The organism is Thioalkalivibrio sp. ALR17-21 (assembly GCF_000420185.1).
Taxonomy (GTDB): domain Bacteria; phylum Pseudomonadota; class Gammaproteobacteria; order Ectothiorhodospirales; family Ectothiorhodospiraceae; genus Thioalkalivibrio; species Thioalkalivibrio halophilus.
On record NZ_ATUL01000002.1, the window covers coordinates 98,886 to 113,720 of the forward strand.

Sequence of the window (14,835 nt, forward strand, 5' to 3'; positions counted from 1 at the left end):
TCCTCACGCGATGCGCTCGGCGGGTACGTCGACTCGCTGGCGCAGGAAGGATTCGAACATCAGCAGGGCCCACAGCGGGCGCGAGTGGTCGGAGCGTCCGCTCTGGTGCTCGTCCACCAGCTGGCGCAGGCGTTCGGGGTTGAACCAGCCGGAATCGGCCAGCCGCTCGCCCAGCACCGCCTGGCGCAGGGTGTCGCGCAACGGGCCGCGGAACCAGTCGGCGATCGGCATGACGAAGCCCTGCTTGCGCCGGTACAGCACGTCGTGCGGCAGGTCCTGCTCGAACGCACGCTTGAGCAGGTACTTGCCCTCGCCCTGATGCAGGCGCAGGTTGGCCGGCAGGGTCGCCGCCCATTCGACGAACGGGTGATCGAGGATCGGCACCCGCACCTCCAGACCGTGCGCCATGCTGGCGCGATCGACCTTGGTCAGGATGTCGCCCGGCAGCCAGGTCTTCAGGTCCAGGTACTGGACGAAATCCAGCGGTTCCTCGCGCGGGGCACGGGCGGCGTGCGCGTGCAGCACCTCGCTGGCCGCGTAGCCCTGGAGCTCGCGGCGAAAGCGCGGGGAAAAGAGCCGGGCACGGCTGGCATCGTCGACCACGGTCACGCTGCGCAGATAGCCCTCCACCGCGTCCCTGGCCAGCGCCTGAAAGGTCGCCTTGGCGCGGAACGCGCGCGGGGCCCAGTCGGCCTTGGGGTACAGTGCCGCCAGGGTGCCAAACAGCGGCCGGCGCAGTCCGCCCGGCAGCAGGCCGCGCAGGCGTTCCTCCTGGCGAAACCCCCGGTAACGCCGATACCCGGTCAGGGTCTCGTCCCCGCCATCCCCGGACAGCGCGACGGTGACGTGCTGCCGGGTCAGGCGGGAAAGCTCGTAGGTCGGCAGCGCGGAGCTGTCGGCAAAGGGTTCGTCATACAGCTGGGCGAGGGGGTCGATCAGCTGCATGCGGTCGACGTCCACCTGATCCAGGAAATGCCGGGCACCGACGCGCCCGGCCACTGCACGGGCATGATCGCTCTCGTTGAAACGGGGATCGCCGAACCCGATGGAGCAGGCATTCACCGGGTCCTCCGAGAGCTGGCTCATGGTGGCCACCACCGCGCTGGAATCCACCCCGCCGGACAGGAAGGCCCCCAGTGGCACCTCCGAGACCATGCGGATGTCCACCGCCTCGTGCAGCCGCGCCCGCAGTTCGTCCTGTGCCGCCTGCGTGCTGGCCGGACTCGAGGCCGCGAACTGGAGATCCCAGTACGGGCGCGGTCGCGCGTCTTCCGTGCCGGGCTGCAGGCTCAGGGTGTGGCCCGGCGGCAGCTTGCGGATGGCGGCGAAGATGCTGCGCGGATCGGGTACGTAGCCATAGGCGAAATATTCTTCCACCGCTTTGGGGTCGAGGTCGCGCGGCAGCTCCGGACAGGTCAGCAGCGACTTGATCTCGGAGGCGAACAGCCAGCGCCCGTCGGGCAGACGGGCGTAGTGCAGCGGCTTGATGCCGAGGCGATCGCGGGCGAGAAACAGGGTCTGGCGCTTGCGGTCCCAGATGGCGAAGGCGAACATCCCGCGGAAGTGTTCGACACAGGCCTCGCCCCATTCCTCCCAGGCATGCACGATCACCTCGGTGTCGCAGTGGGTGCGGAAGTGATGCCCGCAGGCCTGGAGTTCCCGCATCAGCTCGGGGAAGTTGTAGATCTCGCCGTTGTAGACGGTCAGTACGCTGCCGTCCGCGTTGGCCAGCGGCTGGCGGCCACCCGCAAGGTCGATGATCGCCAGCCGCCGGTGTCCCAGGGCGATCCCCGGTTCCTGGTGCTGGCCACCGTCGTCCGGACCCCGATGGAACTGCACGACATTCATGCGTTCCAGGAGCGCGTGCCCGGGCGTGACATCGGCTTGCGCGGCGAGGATGCCGACCAGACCACACATGGTCAGGCCCCTCCCGCGGACGGGTGGCGGGGTCGGCGAGCAGCTGGCAACAGGGAGCGGTAGAGCTCGGCGTAGGCCGTCACCATGCGTCCCAGGCCAAAGGTGCTTTCGGCCCGTTCGCGTGCCCGGGCGCCTTCGAGTTGCAGGCGCCCGGGATCCCGGACGTAGTCCGCCAGGGTGCTGCACAGGGCGTCGGGATCGCCCGGTTCCAGCAGCGTGCCGGTGCGGCCGTCCTCGACCAGTTCCGGGAGCCCGCCGACGCGCGAGGCGACCACCGGCAGGCCGCTGGCCATCGCCTCGAGGACCGTGACCGGGATGCCCTCGGCCAGCGAAGGCAGGACGAACAGGTCCATCGCCCGCAGTTGTTCCGGCATGTCGGTCCGGTTGCCGGGCATCCAGGTCTGCTCCTCGATCCCCAGTGCCGCGACCTGCTCGCGCAGACGTGCTGCCTCGGGGCCGTCGCCCAGCAGTACCAGGCGCAGGCGTGGAAAGTGCTCGGGCAGCCGCTCGCGCAGACCGGCAAAGGCCGCGACCAGGGTGGCTTGATCCTTGACTGGCGACAGCCGTCCCACGGTGCCGATCACCAACGGCGCGTCCGGCGAGCGCTGCGTGTGGTCGTGCGGGTGGAAGCGCCGGGTATCCACGCCGTTCACGATGTGCTGCACCCGCGTCCGGGGGATCCCCGCGGTGGTGGTCAGGTAGTCGGCCAGGTGCGCGGAAACCGTGACGTGGCGATGGACCCATGGGCTCAGCCACTGACGCAGGCGGCGGTACTTGGGGTTGCTGCCGTCGAGGTCTGCCATGTCCCAGCCATGTTCGGCATGCACCCTTGCGGGCACCCCGGCCAGCGTAACGGTCGGCTGACATTCCAGCGCGGCCAGGTTGGAGCTGTGGACGATGTCCGGGCGCAACTGGTACAGCAGCCGCCACAGGCGCAGGAACATGCCCGGACCGATCCCCGGTCGCTTGTGCAGGGCGTAGATCTCGACGCCCTCCGGCAGGCGGGCACTGAAATCCGTGTAGTCGGCGATGCAGATGATTACGTGGCGAAAGGCATCGCGGGGCAGATTGCGCACGAGTTCGATCAGGATGTTCTCGAGCCCGCCCACGTCCAGGCGATAGACGATATGCGCGACCAGCGGCCGGGTATCGCGACCGTCGCGTGCCAGGGCCGGGGCGGGGGTGGTTTCCGTCACTGCGCCCGCACCCGTTCCAGCCGTTCCAGGACCGCCGGCAGCGCGTCTTCGGCATAGCGCTGCAGGCTGGCTTCGACCTCGGAGGGGTCCTGGTCGAATTCGGCATAAAAGGCAACCAGTGCGGCATCGTCCCGTCCGCCCAGCAGGCGATGTACCGCCTCGCGCGCCTTGACCTCGTGGGCCCGGGTCGTCAGTGTCCCGTTGACCCAGTAAAGCCGCCAGACCACGAATTGCCGCTCGGGCCCGCGCACCAGGAAGCGCTCCGCCCGCGGCCCGTCGTTTACCGTCACCGATCCAGCGCGCTGCTGCGACCAGTCGGAGCGCTCTCGCCCGGCCAGGGTGTTGTCCCAGCCGACCATGCTGCCGTGGCGGTGCTGCTCGCGGTAATAGGCGACATGCAGGCCCACGGCGGGGACGCCCTCGTTGTCCGCGACCCAGCCGCCACGCTCGGCCCGGGCAAAGCGATACCCCGGTTGCCAGGGGGCCGGTTCGGTGTCGGCGGAGACCGCGTGCCAGTCGTCGGTGACGATGGCGCCGTCACCCAGCCCCGCGACCTCACCCAGGTCGCGCTCGTTCATCCACTGGCTCCAGGCCGGCCCGGCGCTGACGAGGATGATCCCCAGCAGCGTGATCGCGAACAGCGAGGCGGTGCCCGCCGTTACCGTAGCGCCACCGGCGGTGTCGACCGGAGCGGGCGACGAGGGTGTATCCGCCCGGGGTTCATCTTCGCGCCACAGGGCGCCGATCCAGAACATCAGGAAGATCACCACGCCGAAGAAGATCCAGCCGTAGATCAGGTGATCCACGCCGGCCGCATGCTCCATGCCACTGAGGTGGCCGATCATCACGATCATGTAGGCGCGCAGGCCGTTGGCGATGATCGGCACTACAATGGCGACGGCGATGAAGAGCAGACGCCGCGACAGGCTGCGGTACATGATGTACGCATACAGCGTCCCCAGCGCGACCGAGGCGATCAGGTAGCGCACGCCGGAGCAGGCCTCGACCACCGACCAGCTGCCGGTGGGCAGTTCGAACTGCAACCCGTCTCGATAGATCGGGATACCCGACAACTGCACCGCGTAGACGGTGAAATCGGCGGTGAAGTCCATCAGCGGCGGCACCAGGAACTCGCCGAACGGCACTGCGAACAGCAGGTAGGCGAGAGGAAACATCAACACCCGGATCGCGGAGCTGCCCAGCACCAGCCATACCACCGCCGGGATCATCAGGGTGGCCGCGAACTGGCGTACCGAGGAGACATCCACCAGGTCGCCCATCACCCAGGCCATGCCCAGCAACAGGACAGGTGCCACGGCCAGGGCATTCGGTCGGGGTACCACGGTCGCCAGCTCGCTGCGCTTGAGCCAGACCAGGAACAGCACGATCGGGACGATCAGGAACCCGTGGGTGAAGGTCTCCGAGCGCGACCAGGTCTCCACCATGGAGAGCCAGGTCGGGGCAAACGCCACAAGGGTGATGGCCAGTACCAGCACGAATGCGGTCAGTGGCCACTGCCAGGCGGGTGCCGGCAAGGGCCATCGGGAAGCGAGAGCCTCGTTCATGCCGTCTCCGTGCCGGAGGTGACCACCGACGGGTGAGTGGAGGCGTTCAGATGCCGGTCGAGCATCGCGAGGTTGCGCCCCCAGTTGTAATCCGCCTCCACCCGCGCTCGCGCGCAAGCGCCGCGGTGGCCCCCCGTGTCGTGCAGTGCGCGCAACACGGCGGCGGCGAAGGTCTCCGGATCGGTGTCGGCCTCGATCACTTCATGCTCGCGCTCCGCGGTCAGGCCCTCCAGGGCCTGGGGGGAAGCCACTACCGTGCGCGCCAGGGCCATGGCCTCCAGCACCTTGTTCTGGATGCCGCGGGCAATCCGCAGGGGGGCCACGGCCAGTTCCGCATGGCCGATCCACGGTCGCATGTCCTCTACGAATCCGGTGACCTCGACGCCCGGCAGGGCGCCGAGTTCCTGCACCGCGGGTGTGGGGCGGCTGCCGACGATGTGGAACTCGGCGGTCGGTTCGGTCTCGCGGATCCGCGGGAACACGGAGCGGGCGAACCAGATCGCGGCATCGACGTTGGGCCAGTAGTCCATCGCCCCGCTGAAGACCAGGGCCCGCGCATCGGGTGCATAGGGGATTTGCGGGGGAATGCGGGCCGGGGCGAAGAAATCGGTATCCACACCGTTGTTCATTGCGTGCACCCGGCCGGCACGTTCCGGTGCGAGTTTGCGGAAGGATTCGGCCTCGGCCGGAGATACGAACAGGCTGGCATCGCTGCTGCGTGCGAGGCGTCGTTCGTAGTCCAGCAGCTTGCGGCCTTCGCGCCGGTAGACCGCATTCATCGGCCAGCGCCGGGTCTGCGCATACTGGGTCCACTTGTCGGAGTCGACATCGACGAAATCGGTGACCCGCGTCAGTCCCGGGCGGTGGTCGACATATTGCCCCATTGCCGAGGAGAAGATCAGCGCACGCTCGACAGGGTGGGTCTCCAGGGTACGGTCGACCCAGTGCTGGAGCGCGGGATCGCGGTACCACGGCAGCGTCAGCGCCTCGCCGGTGGCAAAACCGCGCAGTGCCCGCAGCCGCGCGCGGCGACCGGGCAGGGGACGCGCGCAGACACTGGCGCACAGTGCCTCCAGCTCGCCGATGTACGTCCGGTCGGCCGGGTCGTCGATGAACGTTCCCAGGTGCACACGGTAGTGCCGCACGAGGTAGCGCAGGATGTGATACGAGCGGATCTTGTCGCCCTTGTTCGGCGGCCACGGAATCCTGTGCACGAGATACAGAAGATGATCCATAGGAGCACTCCGTGCTAGCCGAGGGAGCGGGAGAGCCGGGGGCCCAGCCAGTTGGCGACCGGCCGCGGCAGGTGTTGCCAGGCCTTGATGAAGTAGCGGTATTTGGGGTTGAGCGGATTGACGTCGGGCATCTCGCGGGCGCGCACCAGGTGGTATTCGTAGTGCAGCGGCTGTGGCTCGAACCCCCAGTTCTTCTTGAAGCTGAAGGAGCCGGTATCGCGCTTGCTGCGCCCGAAGTCGTAGATGCGATAGCCGTCCTCGCAGGCGCGGCGCATCAGTTCCCAGTAGAGGAAATCGTAGCCCGCCACCTGGCGCGCCTCGGGCGTCCCGGCGCCGTAGTAGGGCAGTACCTCATCGCGGAAATAGAACGTCATCACCGTGGCGACCGGGTTGCCATCGCGGGTCGCGGTCAGTACGCGGCAGTCGTCGCCGAACACGTCCAGCAGGGCCCGGAAATAGAGCCGGCTGAAGACGGGTGTGCCCATGCGATGCACGCTGGCGGCATAAATGGGGAAGAAACGTTCGATGCCGGCATCGCATTCGCTCGCCAGACCGGCCTTGATGCCCTTGCGCACCATGCGCCTTTGCTTGCGCGGAATTGCGTTCATGTTGGCCTCGACGTCGGCCTCCAGCGGCTTGCGGAAGGTGACGTAGAGATCCTTGGTGGGCCGCTCGGGATAGTGGGGCTCGCGGTGGCGGTACTCGAGGTAGTCGACGCCCAGGCTATCCGCCAGTCGGCAGGCGTGCCGGTCCAGCGCCGCAAAGGCGTCCGGGGTGCGCGCGGCGATGCCGCCGTAGACACCGAAAGCCATCGACGTCAGGGCGTCGCCGAACAGGCGGGAGCGCACCCGTGCCAGCGGGAGCACGCCGACGATCGTCCCGCCCTGCTCGACATACAGGAAAAAGGTCCGGTGACCGAAGGCGCGGCGCATGACATCGGCCCAGCCCGCACGATGGAAGAACGTCGCGTCCGGGCACTCCTGGACGAAGGCGTCCCAGCGCGAACGGTTCTGCGCATCCAGCTCGTGTATCCGCAGCTCGGTGTTGCCCGCAGGCGGTCCCAGGTTGTCAGGCGATTGATACACGAGCGATCTCCGTTGTCAGCGCGGGGCGCGGCGTGGCTGCGAGCTGGTCGGCGAATACGCGATCCATGCGATCCCATTCGAAATCCTGGAGCAGACGTTCCAGACGCGGCGCCATGCGCTTGAGGTTCAGGTAGTGACGAAAACGGGTCTTCGCATCGATGCCGGGGATGCGGGGCTGATCCGGATCGATCTCCCAGGGGTGGAAGTAGAACACCGCCGGCATGCCATCGACCCGTGCGATGTGGCGCAGGGCATGACGCGAGACCGCATAGGGCAGCAGGCGGAAATAGCCGCCGCCTGCGACTGGCAGATTGCGGCCGCCCATGCGCAGAGTGGCGGGCGGCAGCTCCAGGATGCCGCCTTCCAGCGGCCTGTGAGGTTCGCGCGGGGCATCCGGCATACCGTAATGGTCATGGTGGACAGGGTAGATGCTCGAGCTGTAGGCGTGCCCGGTCTCGGCCAGGACGTCGTGGGCCCAGAGATTGTCCTCGCCGATCGAGAAACTCGGCGCGCGATAACCACGGATGACGGTTCCCGAGAGGTCCTGCAGGATCCTCCGGGCGCGCGTGATGTCTTCGCGGAACGCCCAGGGCGTCAGGTCGGTCACCCGCTGATGGCCGTAGCCATGGCTGGCCAGTTCGTGTCCGGCTTCGACAATGCGCCGAATCGCCCGGGGGTAGCGTTCCGCGATCCATCCCAGGGTGAAGAAGGTGGCCCGTGCCCCGTTGCGTTCGAACAGCTCGAGAATCCGGTCCAGATTGCGCTCGATCCGGCATTCGCGAGTGTCCCAGCTGCTGCGCGGGATGCTGGGGGCCAGTGCGGAGACCTGAAAGTAGTCTTCGACATCGACGGTGAGGGCGTTGGCGGCCCGGTTTCGGATTGGCGACATGAGTGTACCCCGCGGGTCTGTCATGAATGCGTGCCGTCGGCCCTGTGGACCCGCGGCTCGCATTGTTCGCCCAGGAGTTCCAGAATCTCCTGGGACAGGCGGAAGTTGATCGAAAGGTTGCGTTCCATCCGCTGGAGGCGTTCGTGCAGGGCTTCGATGTCCAGTTCCATGCGCAGCAACGCCACCTGGCCGGCGACCATGGTGGTGTTGCTGCCCGGGACGTCGGTCTGCTCGGTGGCTGCAGCCTGCGCGTCGGTTGCCGCCCCGTCCTCCACCGGGTTCTGTCCCAGGTCCTCTTCGATCTCGTCGATGACCATCCGGGCATGAGCGGCGTCCAGTTCGGCCCTTTCCTCGAGGTAGCCCATCAACAGAAGGCGGTCGCAGAAGGTGTTGACCTTGCGCGGGATGCCGCCGGTGTAGTCATGGATGCGAGGCCAGATGTCGTCCGCAAAATGCGGACGGTCCTGCCAGCCGACACGGGCGAGGCGATGTTCGATGTAGGCGCGCGTGTCGTCCTCGTCCATCGGCCCCAGGTGGTAGGTCGCGATCACGCGCTGGCGCAGCTGCTGCATGTTTTCGCTGCGCAGGAGTTGCCGGAATTCCGGCTGCCCCAGGAGGAAGCTCTGCAGCAACGGACCATCCGTCCCCTGGAAATTCGAGAGCATGCGCAACTCCTCGACCGCGTCGGGACCGAGATTCTGCGCCTCGTCCACCACCAGGAGGGCGCGCTGGCCCCGTGCCCGGGTGTCGTTGAGGAACCCGTCGAGGCGTCGTAGCTGCCCGGCCTTGTGACTGGGCGCGTCCTCCAGGCCGAAGGCCAGACAGACCGAGCGCAGAAGGTCCTCGGCATCCAGCTGGGTACTCACCAGCTGGGCGGCGACCAGCGGCTTGTCGCCCAGGGTCTCGAACAGGCTGCGCACCAGGGTGGTCTTGCCCGCACCGACCTCGCCGGTGATGACGATGAAGCCTTCCTCCAGCTGGACCCCGTATTCGAGGTAGGCCATCGCCCGGCTGTGGCCCTTGCTGGCGTAAAAGAAACGCGGGTCGGGGCTGAGGGCGAAGGGGCGGGCTTCGAGTCCGTAGAATTCCTCGTACATGACTCAGAATTCCTTGATCAGCATGCCGATGATCGAGTTTTCCCGGTACTCGTTGGCGCGGCTGTCCGAATCGCGGCGCTGATGCCGCAAGGCGAGACGCGCTGTCAATACCGGGGTGATTTCGCGGCTTACACTGGCGCGTAGATACCAGCGGTCATCCTCGCGATCGACCCCCAGAAACTCGGTATTACTGAACCCGGTGCTCAGCTCGCTGGTCGTGCGCGGACCGAGGTTCCACTGCCAGGAGGCATTGATCCCCGTGCGCCGGCGATTGTCCTGGAACAGGCCCAGGCCGCTTTCCAGTTCCGACTCGCGCTGGGTCTGGAATGCGTTGACTCCGAACACGCTGCGCCCGGTGTCGTAACTCCAGGAGGCGCGCCAGGTCCGGGTGAAGAAATAGTTGGCCACCACGGCTTCTTCGGTCAGCCCGGAGATCGCCAGGAGGAAACTGACTTCCTCGAGCGTGAACTGGTCGAACAGCTCATCGACCGTCATGCCCAGTTGCTGCGACAACTCGTTGAACTGAGCCCCGCGCCGTTCCCGGGTGGAGGTGATGCCTTCGTTGAAACTCAGGCGGTAGCTGGCGCGACGGCTGCGGTGATCCAGCGAGAAGGCGCGCGTCTTGCCGAAATAGCGCTCGCCATAGCGGCCATCGATCCGGGTGACGCGGGTGGGCGCCCAGTTGGCCCCGACTTCCCAGAAGCCGCCGTCCACATCCGAGCGGGTGGTCGGAAAGTCGTTGTCTTCGTAGCCGGCCACACCGAAAAGCCGCAGCGACCGCCCGAAGCGATAGCCCAGGGTCCCGCTGACCTCGCTGAATTCGCCCTCGGGGCCCGACTCGAAGCGTTCCTTTTCGTGGGAGGCCGCGACCTGCCAGAACGGGCGGTTGAAGGCCGCGCCACTGTCCAGGGTGTATTCCACGCGGTGGGCATCGCTGTTGGGACGGTCGCTGCCGTGGTAGCGGATCTCGTCATAGGTGTAGCGGAGTTCCTGCTCGGCAAAGCTGCCGAAGCGCGTCCGCAACACCGGGGACAGGCTGTAGCGCGTGGTTTCCTCCAGGTTGCCGCGCGGCGTGCTGCCATCGATGCCTACTGGTGCCAGCAGTGACGAGACGTTTTCCCGTCGTGATGCGCGCGCCTCGATGAAGAAGGTATCCGGTATCACCTCCCAGTCACTGCGCGCGCGCAGATGGTGGCTGACCCGGTCCTCCTGCGATTCGCTGGCGTGGTAACGGGAATTCAGGCGGTAGCTGACTCGCGTTTCCATCCGCGGACTGATCCGCCGCAGGTTGACCCCCGGATTGATACGGCCGATCAGATCCGACGACTCTTCGCCGCGTGGAGCGAGGGTCACGTTGTCGGTGATCTCCACCGAGCCACTGATCCGCGGGGTCACTTCCCAGTCGGCCGCCAGCGCGGGCGACGACGTCAGGCACAAGACGGGCAAAATCCATCCACGGGCTGACGGGACCCGCTTCGCGATGGCGCCCGGCATGCGCTCAGGCCCCGGCACGGGCTGGTACCTCGTGTTCACGTCCATGGTAGTAGCTCCCGCCATAGTAGTAGCCCAGTCCCGGCAGGGCGGGGGCCCGATTGAGAGCGGAAAGGACAACATCACACGACTGGAGTTGCTCCATGGCCTGCTCGACCGAAGCGGCGGGCGTGCGGTCGGCATCCACGACCATGATCACCTGGCCCATGTGACTCGCCAGTACGCCGGGTTCGCTGGTCGCCAGCAGCGGCGGGGAGTCGAACAGGATGACGCGATCGTCATAACGCTCGTGAAGGTCATTGATGAGCCGCATCATCACGTCGCTCGCGAGGATTTCGGTGGAGCGGCCGTGCGGGCGCCCGGCGGGCAGGATCGTGAGGTTTTCCAGGTTCGTGCGCAGCAGGACATCCGGGAGGTCGATCCCGGGGTCCGTCAGGACGTCCATCAGGCCGCGGTCCGCCTCGAAGCCCATGGTGATCGGAATCGCGGGCCGGGCTACATCGGCGTCCACCAGCAGGACCGTACGGTCGAGCTCCTGCGCAATGCTCAACGCGAGATTGGTGGCCGTGAACGTCTTGCCTTCCCGGGGCAGGGCGCTGGTGACCATGATCAGCCGCCCCCTGGGGATCTGCATCGCGGAATGTCGGCCGAAGGCATTGTTGAGCAGCGGCCGCTTCATGATCCGGAATTCCTCGGCGATCGAGGAACGCTCCTCCCCCGGAATGACGATGCCCTGCTTGCGCAGCCAGGCAAAATCGATGTGTACCTGTTTCGAACGCGACGGCTCCGGTGCGGGGGCCGCCACCCCGAAGGGGGCGCTGCGCTCGTCGCCGGACCCCGTACCCTGGCGAGGACGGGTTCGGCTCTTGTCCAGGGCCTTTTCGATAATACTCATGAGGCGCATCCTTCGGTTGGGTACGAGTCTGGCTGGCGCGCGGCCTTTACCCCCGCGCCGCCGGACCGCGGTGGCTCGGTCACTGCGTTCGGGGTCGGAGCGGTCATGGCAGGAAACCGGTCACGTTATCCAGCAGACTGGCCGTGTCCGTCAGATAGAGGGTCATCACGATCGCGAACGCCAGCAGCAGACTGCCGACCCCCAGTGCGAAGAAGAACAGCTCCGAATAACGGCGTCGCCTGTGCACCGCGGTGCGCACGCGCGATATCGAACCCAGCACGGGGCGGCCGGTGACTTCCGCGAGCTGACGGGTGTTGCTGATCGTGCGCCGCACTTGCGAGAGCAGGAACGCGAACCCGCTGCCCGCCCCCAGCCCCAGGAGCAGGATTCCGGCCGCCAGCAACGGTCGGTCCGGAAAGGCCGCCTGGTCCGGACGCCGCGGGGGTTCGAGGACACGGAAATCGACGGCGTCGGTCTGCATTTCCACCTCGCCCGACATCACCGCCTGTTCACGGCGATTCTGCAGCTGGCGGAAGGAATCGCGCATGACGTTGTAGTTGCGGGTCAGGGAGGTCAGCTCGGACTCCACTGCGGGGGCACGATGGACATCCCCCTCAAGGCGCTCGACGCGATCCTCGAAATCCTCGATCCGGGTCCGCAGGGACGCGAGCTCGCTCCGGGCCTCGGTAATCGCTACCTGCAGGGGATCATTGCCCCAACCGCCGCCGGACTCCGGTAGCGCTTGCGGGTTCTGCGCATAGGCCTCGGCCTCACGCTCACGCCGTTGCTCAAGTTCTTCCAGCATGCGGCGTGCGGAACGGACATCCGGATGTTCGTCCGTATAGCGCTGGCGCATGGCATCGAGGTTGTCCTGCAGGTCGCTGATGCGCCGCTCCAGCTCCGGGTTCTGATAACGGGCCTGGCCGCCGGCGCCAGCCTCTGCCGCGCGGCGCTGCAGGGCTTGCAGGCGGCTTTGCGCCTCGCGCTCCTGCAAGCGCGCTTGCCGCAGCTGCTCGCGCGCCCGCTCCATCCGGCTGTAAAAGTTGCCGTCCCCGCTGAGGAAACGCGCATTGTCGCGCTTGAACTCCTCGATCTCCGCCTCTTTTTCCTGCAACTGCTGTTCGTAGTTTTCGAGCTGACGTTCGATGAACTGTTGCGAGGTCGACAGATCGAGGCGCGAATCGCCCATGCCGCGTTCCATGAACAGGTTGACCGTCTGCCGGACCACCCGATGGGCCACATCGGGGTCGTGATGACGGAAACCGATCTGGTAGATGTTGTCCCGCTGCCCGCCCTCGAGGGTGATTTCCTCGCGCAACATGGCGACCTGGTCATCCAGGCTGGAGTTGCCTTCCACCACGTCGAGATCGCTGTTCCGCGCGATCTGTTCGAGATTGTCGCGACTGAGTAGCGTGTGGGTGATCATCCGGAGCCGCTGTTCGGTGTCCGGCCTTACGGTCATGCCGCGCAGTAACGGGTCGAGCACCGACTGGGTGTTTACATAGACCCGCGCGTCCGCCTCGTAGATGTCCGGCAGGTTATGAATATATGCCCAGCCGCCCAGGCAGATGATCCAGGCAACCGGAAGGATCCACCATCGGCGGTTCCAGGTGGCGCGCGCGTGATGAAGGAATTCGTAGATTATCTTTTCCATAGAATCCGGCTTGTGGCCATACCCCCCCAAAGGTGGCTAAAAGACGACCCATGGCTGAGCGGGAGTGGTATCCCGTTCTTTACCCGGCGGTATCGTTTCGGCTGGTTTTTGATTGTCAATGTCACCATTGAAGATGGTTTTTGGGGCTTTGTCCACATTTGTCGGAAATGTTTACACAAGGGGCTTCTCGGGCGTTATTCGGTTCCGTGGGCGTCAAATACTTTTACAGCGGAAGTGTTTCAGGGAAGTGGTGACCGTGTTGTTTTTGTTTACATGAGCGGCTTTCTTCCAGCGGTCAGCCGGAGACACGCAGTCTTCTGTTTTTTGTTATCAGGGTGTTATGTGGCCTGGTCCGTTTTTTGCTGAGTCTTCGCAGACAGGGCCATGTGCCCCGGCATTGAGCGGAGACACCGCATGAACCATGAAGAACTCGCCCGTGAGCTGGCCGATTTCTGGCTCCCAACCCTGCAGGAACGTGACTGGGAAGGGCGGCGCGAGGTTGTGAACGAGGTTCGCGCCGAGCTCTGTGAGTATTTGCCCACGGGCGAGGAATACGAGTCAGTCTCCGCGAGTTTTGTTGCGGCGGTCATTGACGCGCTGGGTGCTCCCCCGGTCATCCGGTCGGCGCAAGCCTCCATCTATTGCTTCTCTTCCGACCAGGACCATTGGGGGGCGGCGTTTGCCTGGCAATACGTCCAGGGCGAGGAAACCGAGGATCTGTCGAAATTCATGGAGACCGTCTGCAAGGACCGCAGGCGCTGGCCTCGCTACCTGATCGACATGATCACCCGGATATGGGTCCGGGGCGAGGCTCTGCGTTGCCGTCTGCTCGACCTGTCGCGGGGTGGTGCGCGCATTGCCGCGCCGACCGGCTACCGGGCGCTTCCCGGGCCGGGCACCCCGGTCCGCGTTGCGGTACCCAACGGCAACGTGCGTGAGGCGGTGGTTGTGTTTGCCGGCCAGGGGAGGGCCGGCCTGCAGTTTTACCGATCCGAATATTTGTGAACCCACCAGACAAGCAGGGCCGGGGCAGTTCCGGACAACACCCGTGCGGCTGCTTACAAACATCAATGTCTGATTGAGGTCCGGTCTGCACCGGATATTCGACTATCAGGCGGGGAGTCAGTGAATACCATGCATCCAGAAGCACCAATTCGGGTCTATCTGGCACGTTCGGAGTCGCTGCGCCGCGTGCATTTCGGCCTGCGTTACCGAATTTACTGTGTAGAAAACGGCTATGAACCGGCAAGTCGGTATCGGGACGGTCTGGAGCGCGACGCCCTCGATCAGCGCTCGGAACACTTCGTCGTGCGTGTCGGCTCGTTTCACGGTCGCGGGCGGTGGGTGGGAACCATGCGCCTGATCCTCCCGGATGGACCGCATGATCCGGACAAGGTGCCACCCCTGGAGATCTCGCGGCTGATCGCCTGTGATGCACAGCATCTCGAATCGTCGAGGGTGCTTTACCATCTGTCCCAGGCGGCTCAGGCCTACGCCGTCGAACATGGATATCCGCATCTCCAGTTTCTGATCCGGCCGGCGCTGGCCCGCTTGCTGTGCCGGTTCGGACTGCCACTGGAACAGTGCGGGGAGGCACGCGATCATCGTGGCCTGCGGATCCCGTACCGGGTGGACGCGGCGGCCGCCGCGGACCGGCTCAGGAACTGGCGCCAGCGCTATGGCCTCCCTGCAGCAACTACCGGTTCACACTACATTCCCATGTACTGGCCCCTGGAGACTCACCCCCCTGACGTACAGGACGTTCAGGGCGCCAGCGGGATGGACTGCCCGCAACTGCAAGATAGCTGAAG

The 14,835-nt window shown here is 65.9% G+C and carries 12 protein-coding genes; 2 read left to right on the plus strand and 10 right to left on the minus strand.

Annotated elements, in window-relative coordinates; translation table 11 throughout:
* Nucleotides 1-3 precede the first annotated feature (3 nt).
* From G020_RS0101565 to G020_RS0101610, 10 genes are all read right to left on the minus strand, one after another.
* Nucleotides 4-1,917, minus strand: coding sequence for an XrtA/PEP-CTERM system amidotransferase (locus G020_RS0101565; protein WP_018945783.1), 1,914 nt, complete (start codon nucleotides 1,915-1,917; stop codon nucleotides 4-6).
* A 2-nt stretch (nucleotides 1,918-1,919) separates the two neighbouring features.
* The gene (locus G020_RS0101570; protein ID WP_018945784.1) at nucleotides 1,920-3,113 is read right to left on the minus strand and encodes a TIGR03088 family PEP-CTERM/XrtA system glycosyltransferase; all 1,194 of its coding nucleotides are present in this window, start codon (nucleotides 3,111-3,113) and stop codon (nucleotides 1,920-1,922) included.
* Nucleotides 3,110-4,678, minus strand: coding sequence for an exosortase A (xrtA, locus tag G020_RS0101575; RefSeq protein ID WP_024328383.1), 1,569 nt, complete (start codon nucleotides 4,676-4,678; stop codon nucleotides 3,110-3,112). Before xrtA ends, G020_RS0101570 begins: the two co-directional genes overlap by 4 nt.
* Entirely contained in the window at nucleotides 4,675-5,913 is a 1,239-nt protein-coding gene (locus tag G020_RS0101580; protein ID WP_024328384.1) for a TIGR03087 family PEP-CTERM/XrtA system glycosyltransferase, read from the minus strand. The genes xrtA and G020_RS0101580 overlap by 4 nt, the downstream gene beginning before the upstream one ends.
* Nucleotides 5,914-5,927: 14 nt before the next feature.
* The gene (locus G020_RS0101585) at nucleotides 5,928-6,977 is read right to left on the minus strand and encodes a FemAB family XrtA/PEP-CTERM system-associated protein (RefSeq protein ID WP_029681176.1); all 1,050 of its coding nucleotides are present in this window, start codon (nucleotides 6,975-6,977) and stop codon (nucleotides 5,928-5,930) included.
* Nucleotides 6,978-6,981: 4 nt separating this feature from the next.
* Nucleotides 6,982-7,887, minus strand: a complete 906-nt coding sequence (locus G020_RS0101590; RefSeq protein ID WP_024328386.1) for an XrtA system polysaccharide deacetylase — start codon at nucleotides 7,885-7,887, stop codon at nucleotides 6,982-6,984.
* A 20-nt stretch (nucleotides 7,888-7,907) separates the two neighbouring features.
* Nucleotides 7,908-8,984 (minus strand): XrtA/PEP-CTERM system-associated ATPase, encoded by a 1,077-nt coding sequence (locus G020_RS0101595; protein ID WP_024328387.1) that lies wholly within the window; start codon nucleotides 8,982-8,984, stop codon nucleotides 7,908-7,910.
* A gap of 3 nt (nucleotides 8,985-8,987) precedes the next feature.
* Nucleotides 8,988-10,478, minus strand: a complete 1,491-nt coding sequence (locus tag G020_RS0101600; protein ID WP_051130309.1) for a TIGR03016 family PEP-CTERM system-associated outer membrane protein — start codon at nucleotides 10,476-10,478, stop codon at nucleotides 8,988-8,990.
* A 4-nt stretch (nucleotides 10,479-10,482) separates the two neighbouring features.
* On the minus strand, nucleotides 10,483-11,370 hold the full coding sequence (locus tag G020_RS0101605) for an XrtA-associated tyrosine autokinase (RefSeq protein WP_024328389.1): 888 nt from the start codon (nucleotides 11,368-11,370) through the stop codon (nucleotides 10,483-10,485).
* Nucleotides 11,371-11,473: 103 nt separating this feature from the next.
* A complete protein-coding gene (locus G020_RS0101610) occupies nucleotides 11,474-13,024 on the minus strand; it encodes an XrtA system polysaccharide chain length determinant (RefSeq protein WP_024328390.1) in 1,551 nt (516 codons plus the stop codon).
* Between the two features lie 414 nt (nucleotides 13,025-13,438).
* Here G020_RS0101610 and G020_RS0101615 point away from each other — a divergent pair, with 414 nt between their 5' ends.
* Both G020_RS0101615 and G020_RS14595 read left to right on the plus strand, forming a co-directional pair.
* Nucleotides 13,439-14,029: a PilZ domain-containing protein gene (locus G020_RS0101615; RefSeq protein WP_024328391.1), complete on the plus strand. Its 591-nt coding sequence runs from the start codon at nucleotides 13,439-13,441 to the stop codon at nucleotides 14,027-14,029.
* 129 nt (nucleotides 14,030-14,158) lie between these two features.
* Nucleotides 14,159-14,833: a GNAT family N-acyltransferase gene (locus G020_RS14595; RefSeq protein WP_024328392.1), complete on the plus strand. Its 675-nt coding sequence runs from the start codon at nucleotides 14,159-14,161 to the stop codon at nucleotides 14,831-14,833.
* Nucleotides 14,834-14,835 lie beyond the last annotated feature (2 nt).

Excerpts from the sequence above, each read along its gene's own strand:
- G020_RS0101565 (WP_018945783.1), bottom strand. The coding sequence starts at position 1,917 with ATGTGTGGTCTGGTCGGCATCCTCGCCGCGCAAGCCGATGTCACGCCC.
- xrtA (WP_024328383.1), bottom strand. The coding sequence starts at position 4,678 with ATGAACGAGGCTCTCGCTTCCCGATGGCCCTTGCCGGCACCCGCCTGG.
- G020_RS0101580 (WP_024328384.1), bottom strand. The coding sequence starts at position 5,913 with ATGGATCATCTTCTGTATCTCGTGCACAGGATTCCGTGGCCGCCGAAC.
- G020_RS0101590 (WP_024328386.1), bottom strand. The coding sequence starts at position 7,887 with ATGTCGCCAATCCGAAACCGGGCCGCCAACGCCCTCACCGTCGATGTC.
- G020_RS0101595 (WP_024328387.1), bottom strand. The coding sequence starts at position 8,984 with ATGTACGAGGAATTCTACGGACTCGAAGCCCGCCCCTTCGCCCTCAGC.
- G020_RS0101600 (WP_051130309.1), bottom strand. The coding sequence starts at position 10,478 with ATGCCGGGCGCCATCGCGAAGCGGGTCCCGTCAGCCCGTGGATGGATT.
- G020_RS0101605 (WP_024328389.1), bottom strand. The coding sequence starts at position 11,370 with ATGAGTATTATCGAAAAGGCCCTGGACAAGAGCCGAACCCGTCCTCGC.
- G020_RS0101610 (WP_024328390.1), bottom strand. The coding sequence starts at position 13,024 with ATGGAAAAGATAATCTACGAATTCCTTCATCACGCGCGCGCCACCTGG.
- G020_RS0101615 (WP_024328391.1), top strand. The coding sequence starts at position 13,439 with ATGAACCATGAAGAACTCGCCCGTGAGCTGGCCGATTTCTGGCTCCCA.
- G020_RS14595 (WP_024328392.1), top strand. The coding sequence starts at position 14,159 with ATGCATCCAGAAGCACCAATTCGGGTCTATCTGGCACGTTCGGAGTCG.